Here is a 9,656-nt window from a genome sequence, read left to right as displayed (position 1 = left end):
GAACCCGCACCCTCCACCCCCTCCCGCAAGGTGACCTCGCCATCCCAGGAGTTGTCGTGGAAGACCAGGTGGGTACCCGCGTCCGCCACCACCAGCTGCACCGGCATGGTGAGGTACAGCGGGTCGTCGCCCGGGCCGAAGCTGCCTCCCGGATCGGTGTTCCACAGCCGGTACGCGCCGTCCCGCAGCCGAGGCCCGTGGGCCCGGCCGCCCAGCCCGAAGAACCGGGCGTCCGCGGCCACCTCGGAACGCTGCACCCAGCGCGGAGGGACCGGCCGCGGGGCCGCCTCGTCCGCGGTCGGTGCCGCCTCCGCCGGCTCCCACCAGCGCGGCGGCAGGTCCCGCCGCAGCACCAGCCCACCGGGGGTGCGCACCTCCACCGCGCCCATCCGGGACACCGCCACGATCACCCGCTCCGACACCACCCGCCAGCCGCCGTCGGTGTCCGGCTCCAGCACCGCCCGCTCGTCCGCCTCCAGGGCGCCGCCCGCCAAGGCGTACGAGGGCTCGGGACCAGCGCCGTCCCAGCCGCAGAACACCACGCCCCCGGACGCCACCCGCACCCGCAGCACCGACCGGGCGAACCGCACCACCCCGCCGCCCGGCTCCGGCTCCGCACCCTGCGCGACCCCCGGCACCCGCGCGCGCTCCGCCGCCGGCCGGGGCAGCCCCACCGCGTCCGTGCGGCGCCGCCGCCACGCCGACCGCACCGAGCGCAGCCCCCGCGCCGTACCGACCACCTTCACCGACCGCACCAGGTCACGCGCATCCATGCTGATCAGCCTGCCATTACCGACCCGCGGAAAACGCCGCGTTCAACTGCCGTTCACCCGTGGTCCGCCCACATCGCCTCATCCCCTTCTATGGGGGCCCGGCCCTGGTGCGTGGAGTGATCACATGGCATCGTCTGCTGAGCCGCGTCACGCGTCCACCCATCCGGGCGTACGCCGACGCACACCACGCGCACAGTCCGGGAGCCGAGATGACGACCGCACCGCAGCCCGCCACCCAGCCGGAACCGCTGTGGCAGCCCGACGACCGCCGGATCGCCGGTGCCCAGATCACCCGCTTCCACGCCTGGGCCGCCGAACACCACGGCGCGCCGGCGCCGCACCCCGACGACCCCGCCGCGAGCTACGCCGCCCTGCACCACTGGTCGGTGACCGAGCTGGAGCGCTTCTGGCAGGCGGTCGCCGAGTGGTTCCAGGTCCGCTTCGCCACCCCCTACCAGCGGGTGCTGGCCGACCCCGCGATGCCGGGCGCGAGCTGGTTCCCCGGAGCCACCCTCAACTACGCCGAGCACGCGCTGCGTGCCGCCGAGGACCCGGCCCGCGCCGACCGGCCCGCCCTGCTGCACGTCGACGAGGACCACCAGCCGCGGCCGGTCAGCTGGGCCGAGCTGCGCGACCAGGTGGGCTCGGTGGCCGCCACCCTGCGCCGGCTCGGGGTCCGCCCCGGGGACCGGGTCAGCGGCTACCTCCCCAACATCCCGCAGGCCACCGTCGCACTGCTGGCCAGCGCCGCGGTCGGCGCGGTGTGGACCTCCTGCGCCCCGGACTTCGGGGCCCGCAGCGTGCTGGACCGCTTCCAGCAGGTCGAACCCGTCGTCCTGTTCACCGTGGACGGCTACCGCTACGGGGGCAAGGTGCACGACCGCACCGGGACCGTCGCCGAACTGCGGCAGGAGCTGCCCTCGCTGCGCGCCGTGGTGCACATCCCGCTGATCGGCACCCCGGCCCCCGAGGGCGCGCTGGAGTGGCAGGAGGCGGCCGGGCAGGCCACCGAACCGGTCTTCGAGCAGGTGCCCTTCGACCACCCGCTGTGGGTGCTGTACTCCTCGGGCACCACCGGTCTGCCCAAGGCCATCGTCCAGTCCCAGGGCGGCATCCTGCTGGAGCACCTCAAGCAGCTGGGGCTGCACACCGACCTGGGGCCCGAGGACCGCTTCTTCTGGTACACCTCCACCGGCTGGATGATGTGGAACTTCCTCGTCTCCGGCCTGCTGGTCGGCTCCACCGTGGTGCTCTACGACGGCAGCCCCGGCTACCCGGACACCGGCGCCCAGTGGCGGGTCGCCGAGCGCTCCGGCGCCACCTTGTTCGGCACCTCCGCGGCCTATGTGATGGCCTGCCGCAAGGACGGCGTCCGGCCGGGCCGCGACTTCGACCTCTCCCGGGTCCGCTGTGTGGCCACCACCGGCTCCCCGCTGCCGCCCGACGGCTTCCGCTGGATCCACGACGAGGTCGCCGAGGACATGTGGATCGCCTCGGTGAGCGGCGGCACCGATGTGTGCAGCTGCTTCGCGGGCGCGGTCCCCACCCTCCCGGTGTACATCGGGGAACTCCAGGCCCCCAGCCTGGCCACCGACCTCCAGGCCTGGGACCCGCACGGCAAGCCGGTCACCGACGAGGTCGGCGAACTCGTCGTCACCCGCCCGATGCCCTCCATGCCCGTCCACTTCTGGAACGACCCCGACGGCAGCCGCTACCGGGACAGCTACTTCGAGATGTTCCCCGGGGTGTGGCGGCACGGCGACTGGATCACCCTCACCTCCCGCGGCAGCGTGATCATCCACGGCCGCTCCGACTCCACCCTCAACCGGCAGGGCGTACGGATGGGTTCCGCCGACATCTACGAGGCGGTGGAGCGCCTGCCCGAGATCCGCGAGTCCCTGGTCCTCGGGGTGGAGCAGCCGGACGGCGGCTACTGGATGCCGCTCTTCGTCCACCTCGCCGAGGGCGCGGTGCTCGATGACGGCCTCCGCGACAAGATCAAGCGCACCATCCGCGCCGAACTGTCGCCGCGGCACGTCCCGGACGAGGTCATCGAGGTGCCCGGCATTCCGCACACCCTCACCGGCAAGCGCATCGAGGTCCCGGTCAAGCGGATGATGCAGGGCACCCCCCTGGACAAGGCGGTCAACCTCGGATCGGTGGACGACCAGGGACTGCTCCACTTCTACGCCGACATCGCCCGCACCCGCGGCGCGGCCGGCGGCCCCCAGGACTGACGGACCCCGCCGGACCGGGGCGGCGGACGGCTGACACCAGCGACGCGGGGTGCCCGACCGGCTGACCGGTGACGGCCGGAGCGCGCGGTACGCTCGGCCGCCCCGGCCCGCGGGCGTACGCCGAGCGCGGCGCCCGCCGGGCCCGGCTCCCTGGGCACCTGCGTCCGTCGCGCGGGTCCCACTGGCGGGCCGCGCCGCCGGGCGTACGGTCGGCGCCCCCGCCGCGATCCCCGGTCAGCCCCCGTACGTGGCCTGGGACTCGCCCAGCACCGCCGCGAGGTCCTCCGCCAGCCGGGGCGCGTCCGCCACCGGCAGCGCCGCCGTAGTGACCCGGACCCCCGGCGCGGCGGCGAGCCGGAACCGCGCCCCGGAGGCGACCCACCAGCCGCGCGTCCGCAGCCCGCTGACCGCCGCCGCCTCGTCCCGTACCGGCACCCAGACGTTCATCCCGCTCGCACCGTGCCCGGCCACCCCTCGGGCGGCCAGCGCCTCGACGAGCGCGGTGCGCCGCTGGGCGTAGGCGGTCCGCGCGGTGTCGAGCAGATCCCAGGTCGCCGGATCCGTCCACAGCCGCACCACCATCTCCTGCAGCACATGGCTCACCCAGCCCGAGGTGAGCAGCAGCCGCCCGTCGTGCCGGGCGAGCGTGGTGGCGTCGCAGGCCAGGGCCGCCCAGCGCAGATCCGTCCCGAGGAACTTGGAGACGGTACGCACCTGCGCCCAGCGCGGCAGTCCGCCGGCGGTCAGGGTGTGCAGGGGCACCCCGGCGATGGCGGAGTTGTGGTCGTTCTCGATCAGCAGCACCTCGGGAGCCGCCCGCAGCACCTCGACCAACTCGTCCCGGCGCCGCGCCGAGAAGCACCCCCCGCAGGGGTTCTGCGAGCGCGGACTGCAGATCACCGCCCGGGCGCCGGCCCGCAGCGCCGAGCGCAGCGCGTCCGGCCGCATGCCCTCGTCGTCGACCGCCACCGGCACGCTGCGCAGGCCCAGCGCCGCGACCAGGTCCAGCAGATGGTGGTAGCCGGGGTCCTCCATGGCCACCGCGTCACCCGGCCGCAGCTCGGCCGAGAGCAGCCGCGCGGCGCAGTCCAGCGCCCCGTGCGCGAAGGTGACGTGCTCGGACGGCACCCCGTCGGCCTCGTACCAGGCGCGGGTCAGCTCCTCCAACCGCGCCAGCCGGGGGACCGAACGGTGCGAGCGCGCCCCGGGGGAGAGCCGGGCCGGCGGCAGCAGCGCCGGCAGGAAGGCGGGGTCGGGGTGGCCGCCGGCCAGGTCCCGCACCCCCGGGGGCACGGGCGGCGGGCGCCGCGAGGCGACCGCGGGGGCATCGGCGATCACCGTCCCGCCGCGCCCGCGGGTGACCACGATGCCGCGCTGCCGGAGCTCCTTGTACGTGGTCGCCACCGTGCCGGGGCTCACCCCCAGGCGCTCGGCGAGCCGCCGCACCGGAGGCAGGGCGGTGCCCGGCGGCAACGCTCCCTCCGCGACCCCCTGCTCGATGGACGCACCGATGCCCTTGGCACTGGTACCACTGATCTCATATTGTGTTGCCACATACTCAAATATGTATCAATACAATAATCTCGTCAAGGGGGGAATCTGGTGGGCCGGCCGCACCGCTTCACCGCATTCACAGCGCTCAGCGCCCGGATACCCGGTGGCCCCGACGGCCGCCGACTGCTCGCGGTCGCCCTGATCGACCGGATCGGCTCCGGACTGTGGGCAGCCACCGCGGTCCTCTACTTCACCTACGTCGCCGATCTGAGCGCCGCCCGGATCGGGCTGCTGCTCGCCGTCTCCGGCGCCGTCGGTGTGGCCGGACCGCCCATCGCCGGCCACCTGGCCGACCGGGTCCGGCTCCGCCCGCTGATGGTCGGCGTACAGGCCATCCGGGCCGCCGCCTCACTCGCCCTGCTCACCACCACCGAACTGGCCCCGCTCTGCGCCGTCGCGGCGGCCGGCAGCCTCGGCGACCGGGCCTCCTCCGTCCTCACCAAGCTCTACGCGACACGCATGGCCGGCCCCGAGCGGACCCGCTACCAGGCCATCAACCGCACCGTGGCCAACCTCGGCTGGGCACTCGGAGGGCTCGCCGCCGCGGCAGCGCTCGCCGCGGGAAACCCGGCCGTGTACCGCGCCCTGCTCATCGGCGACGCGCTCTCCTACGTCCTGGCCGCCCTGATCACCCTGCGCTGCCAGGAGCCCGAGGCGCCCTCCCGCGTGGTGGCCCGCGGGCCGGACCCCGGCGACACCGCCGCGTGTGCGGCGGAACCCGCCACCGCACCCCCCAGCCCTTGGCGGGACCGCGGCTACCTGCTCTACACCGCGACCGACGCCGTCCTCTTCCTGGACGACTCGATCTTCAAGATGGGCCTGACCCTCTGGCTGGTCACGGGCACCAGCGCGCCCCACGGCCTGGCGCCCCTGCTCCTGGTCCTCAACAACGTCCTGGTGGTGCTCCTCCAGGTGCCCTGCGCCCGCTTCGGCGCCGACCCCGCCGCCGCCCGCCGGGCACTCCTCCCCCTCGGCGGGATCTTCCTGGCCGGCGGCGCGGCCCTGGCCCTGTCCGCCCTGCCCGCACCCTGGGTCGCCTCCACCGCCCTGATCCTCGCCGCCACCGCCTTCACCCTCGCCGAGATCCTGCACTCCACCATCTCCTGGGAGCTGTCCGTCGCCCTCGCCCCGTCCCGGGCGCAGGGCGCCTACCTGGGCGTGCACAGCCTGGGGCAGGCGAGCCAGCGCAGCGTCGGCCCGCTGGCCGTGACCGCCGCGATGGCCGTCGGACCGGTCGGCTGGCTCGGCTTCGGTGCGGCCATCGCGGCCGTCTGCTGCCTCCAGCGCCACCTGGTGGAACGCCGGCCCGCAGCGCCGTTGTCAGTGCCCGCGGTTACGGTGAGTGAGCATTGACCACCACGCGCTGAGGGGGATACATGGCGCACAACGAGAAGTACGGCACGGCACACCGGGGGGCCCGGCGCACCGCACGGCGGATGCTGCGCCGGGAGGCGCCCAGCACCGTGGCCCTACTGGCGGACGAGGAGGACTTCGCGGCCATGCGCCGCTACACCTCCTTCGCCTTCCCGGACCACCCGAGCTATCTGCGCCAGGTGGAAGGCTTGCTCAAGGAGCTGGCGACCGAGCGGGTGCACACCACGGTCGCCCTCTTCGACCCCGTGGAGTACGCGGAGTACTGCTCCCACCACCGGCTCGACCCCGACTCCGCGGAGAGCCGCGCCCGCTATGTCGCGGAGATCGCCGCGGCGGGCGGCACGGTCGTCTACGCCGGGCAGCCCGTCGACCACCTGGTGCCCCAACTCGTCGACGCGGTGGCCCGTCAGTCCACCTGGGAGTCCGCCACCGAGCTGCTGACCCGCGCCGGCGACTGCCCGGACCGCGGCACGGACCTCGGGGAAGCCGCCGGACGCCGCGCGGCCCTGCTGCTGCGCGAGCTGCTGGCGGCGGCCGGCCCCGGACGGCACCATCTGGTGTGCAGCGTCCCGGCGCCGCGGGCACTCATCGCCGCACTCCGCGCCGAGGTGCCGCCGGCCGTCGACGGCAAGGCCGCCGAACCCCTGCTGGTCGAGGCGGACGCCCTGCTGTTCAGCGCGGTACTCGCCGCCGGGATCGTCACCGCCGGTCCCGCAGGGGTGGTCCTGCGCACCGAGGCCGAGGGCCTGCCGGAGACGGTCCGCGGCTGGGTGCTGGAGGGGGACTGGCTGCGACCGCTGACCGAGGCGGAGGTGTTCGCCGCCTACTGCACGGACATCAGGACGGGCGAACCCGTGCCGCCCGAGCACGGGGTGGCATACCGCGCCGGATTCCCGCTCGCCCGCCCGCAGGATCCGTGACGGACGGACCCGTGAACGGCGGGACCCGCCCGCGAGGACACGGCCCCGCCGACAAAGGTGTCCCCGCGCGGTTCGCGCGGGGACACCTCCACTGCCGGCCTGCCGCGACGGCACCGCCGCGGCAGGCGGGGACTCACTCCCCGGAGAGCACCGCCTGCGCGGCCAGCCGCGCCTCCTCGGCGGTGTCCGCCGCCCGCGCGGCGGCCGCCGCCCGCTCGCACTGGGCCAGCGTGTGCTTGGCCAGCGCCGCACGCACATAGGGGATGGAGGCCGCGCCCATGGACAGGCTGGTGACGCCCAGACCGGTCAGCACGCAGGCGAGCAGGGGATCGGAGGCCGCCTCGCCGCACACACCGCAGCTCTTGCCCTCCGCCCGGGCCGCCTCGGCGGACGCCGCCACCAGGTCCAGCAGCGCCGGCTGCCACGGATCCTGCAGCCGGGACACGGCACCCACCTGCCGGTCCGCGGCGAAGGTGTACTGCGCCAGGTCGTTGGTGCCCAGCGACAGGAACTCCACCTCCTGCAGAATGGCGCGGGCCCGCAGTGCCGCCGACGGAATCTCCACCATCGCACCGAACTTGGCCGTGAGCCCCGCCTCCCGGCAGGCGTCGGCGAAGGCCCGGGCATCGATGCGGTCCGCCACCATCGGCGCCATGACCTCGAGGTAGACCGGCAGCCCCTCGGCCGCCTTGGCCAGCGCCGTCAGCTGGGTACGCAGGACCTCGGGGTGGTCCAGCAGGGTACGCAGCCCCCGTACGCCCAACGCCGGGTTCGGCTCGTCGGCCGGGGTCAGGAAGTCCAGCGGCTTGTCCGCGCCCGCGTCCAGTACCCGCACCACCACCCGGCCCTCCGGGAAGGCCTCCAGCACCTTTCGGTAGGCCTCCACCTGCTTCTCCTCGGACGGCGCCTGCCGGCTGTCGTCCAGGAAGAGGAACTCGGTGCGGAACAGCCCCACGCCCTCGGCACCCGCCTCCACCGCGGCCGGCACATCCGCCGGCCCGCCGATGTTGGCCAGCAGCGGCACCTTGTGGCCGTCGGAGGTGGCACCCGGTCCGGAGGAGGCGGCCAACGCGGCCTTGCGCTCCTCGGCGGCCTTGGCCAGCTCTGCCCGCTGCCGCGCGTTCGGGGCCACATGCACGTCACCGGTGCTGCCGTCGACCGCGATCACCGTGCCCTCGGCCAGCTCGCAGGCGCCCGGCAGAGCCACCACCGCGGGCACGCCCAGGGCCCGCGCGAGGATCGCGCTGTGGCTGGTCGGCCCGCCCTCCTCGGTGACGAAGCCCAGCACCAGCGCGGGGTCGAGCAGCGCGGTGTCGGCCGGCGCCAGATCGCGCGCGATCAGCACATACGGCTCATCGCTGTCCGGCACGCCCGGCATGGGCACGCCGAGCAGCCGGGCCACGATCCGGTTCCGCACGTCGTCCAGGTCGGCAACCCGCCCCGCGAGGTACTCCCCGGCACCGGCCAGCAGCGCGCGGTAGGAGGCGAAGGCGTCGTACACCGCGCGCTCCGCCGTGCTGCCCACCGCGATCCGGCGCTCCACGTCGGCCATCAGCTCGGGGTCCTGCGCCATCAGTGCCTGAGCCTCCAGCACGGCCTGCGCCTCGCCTCCGGCCAGATTGCCGCGCGCGATCAGATCGGCCGCCACCGCCTCCACGGCCTGGCGGGCCCGCCCCTGCTCGCGCGGTGCCTCCTCCGTGGGAATCTGCTTCGCGGGCGGCTCCAGGACAGCCGTTCCCATGTGCCGCACCTCGCCGATCGCCACCCCGTGGCTCACGCCGACGCCTCGCAGCGTTGTCTCCATCACACCCGTCCCCGGTCGGTGCGGTGGGCTCGTCCCGCCGCACTGGTGGTCATCGAAGCCGTCCACGACGGCGCTGGCGTCACTGCCAGGTGAAGAGGGTGTCGCCCGCCTTCAGCTCACCGTCCTCACGCAGCTCACCGAGGTTCTCCGCGGTGGCCTCCAGCGCCACCACCGGACAGACCGGCGACTTGCCGGCGGCCTCGACGGCGGCGGGGTTCCAGCGCACCACGGCGTCACCGCACCGGACGGTGTCGCCCTTGTGGACGAGCAGTTCGAAGCCCTCACCGTTGAGCTGGACGGTGTCGATGCCGAGGTGGGTCAGCACCCCGTGGCCCTCTCCGTCGACGACGACGAAGGCATGCGGGTGGAGCGAGACGATGATGCCGTCGACCGGCGCGACCGCGACCGAGGGCTCGCGCTCGGGGTCGATGGCGGTTCCGGGACCCACCATCGCGCCGGAGAACACCGGGTCGGGCACTGCCGCCAGGCCGATGGCCCGTCCGGCCAGCGGGGACGTCACGGTGGTCATGGGAAGCCTCCCAGAGGTGGGGATTCAAACTGACCAGAAGGGTAAGTCATAGGAGTAGACCAATCGCGCAACCGGATCCCCGGGGCGGAGCACGTCCGGGCCCTGCCGATTTGCCTCTCCCCAGGGGTAGCTGTACTGTCGTGTCCCTGCCCCGGAGGCGGCGCCGCGGACTGAAAGCCGTGAGCGAGCGAACCGAGGCAGCACTCCTCAGATTCAGATCCAATTCTCGGGTCCACTTCTGCGTGCTTGCAGAAATCGAGTGGTCAGAGAGCGGGAAATGGCCTGATAGAGTGTGAAACACCGAAGGGAAGCGCCCGGAGGAAGCCCGAGAGGGAATCCGAAGGAAGCGTCCGTTCCTTGAGAACTCAACAGCGTGCCAAAAGTCAACGCCAGATTAGTTGATACCCCGTCTCCGGGCCTGATGGTCTGGGACGAGGTTCCTTTGAAGAAAAAACACAGCGAGGA

Annotated in this window: 6 protein-coding genes and 1 pseudogene; 3 read left to right on the top strand and 4 right to left on the bottom strand. The window is 73.9% G+C overall.

The window, feature by feature from the left end; genetic code table 11:
* Positions 1 to 773: pseudogene (locus E4099_RS23475) on the bottom strand (glycosyl hydrolase); the annotation flags it as partial.
* A gap of 209 nt (positions 774 to 982) precedes the next feature.
* Here E4099_RS23475 and E4099_RS23470 point away from each other — a divergent pair.
* Positions 983 to 3,010 (top strand): acetoacetate--CoA ligase, encoded by a 2,028-nt coding sequence (locus E4099_RS23470; protein WP_135341102.1) that lies wholly within the window; start codon positions 983 to 985, stop codon positions 3,008 to 3,010.
* Between the two features lie 234 nt (positions 3,011 to 3,244).
* Here the strand turns inward: E4099_RS23470 and E4099_RS23465 are convergent, their stop codons facing one another.
* Positions 3,245 to 4,564 (bottom strand): aminotransferase class I/II-fold pyridoxal phosphate-dependent enzyme, encoded by a 1,320-nt coding sequence (locus E4099_RS23465; protein WP_135341101.1) that lies wholly within the window; start codon positions 4,562 to 4,564, stop codon positions 3,245 to 3,247.
* 48 nt (positions 4,565 to 4,612) lie between these two features.
* Here E4099_RS23465 and E4099_RS23460 point away from each other — a divergent pair, with 48 nt between their 5' ends.
* Together E4099_RS23460 and E4099_RS23455 are read left to right on the top strand one after the other, a co-directional pair.
* Complete coding sequence (locus E4099_RS23460) at positions 4,613 to 5,917, top strand: MFS transporter (protein WP_280923518.1); 1,305 nt, start codon at positions 4,613 to 4,615, stop codon at positions 5,915 to 5,917.
* A 23-nt stretch (positions 5,918 to 5,940) separates the two neighbouring features.
* On the top strand, positions 5,941 to 6,858 hold the full coding sequence (locus tag E4099_RS23455; RefSeq protein ID WP_135341100.1) for a hypothetical protein: 918 nt from the start codon (positions 5,941 to 5,943) through the stop codon (positions 6,856 to 6,858).
* 133 nt (positions 6,859 to 6,991) lie between these two features.
* Here the strand turns inward: E4099_RS23455 and ptsP are convergent, their stop codons facing one another.
* Both ptsP and E4099_RS23445 read right to left on the bottom strand, forming a co-directional pair.
* The gene (gene ptsP, locus E4099_RS23450) at positions 6,992 to 8,662 is read right to left on the bottom strand and encodes a phosphoenolpyruvate--protein phosphotransferase (RefSeq protein ID WP_135341099.1); all 1,671 of its coding nucleotides are present in this window, start codon (positions 8,660 to 8,662) and stop codon (positions 6,992 to 6,994) included.
* Between the two features lie 79 nt (positions 8,663 to 8,741).
* Complete coding sequence (locus tag E4099_RS23445) at positions 8,742 to 9,191, bottom strand: PTS sugar transporter subunit IIA (RefSeq protein WP_135341098.1); 450 nt, start codon at positions 9,189 to 9,191, stop codon at positions 8,742 to 8,744.
* Positions 9,192 to 9,656 lie beyond the last annotated feature (465 nt).

Origin of the sequence: Streptomyces palmae (assembly GCF_004684805.1) — a bacterium.
Lineage (GTDB): Bacteria > Actinomycetota > Actinomycetes > Streptomycetales > Streptomycetaceae > Streptomyces > Streptomyces palmae.
Note: the sequence above shows the minus strand (reverse complement) of the source record. Positions and strands in the feature narration are given on the sequence as shown.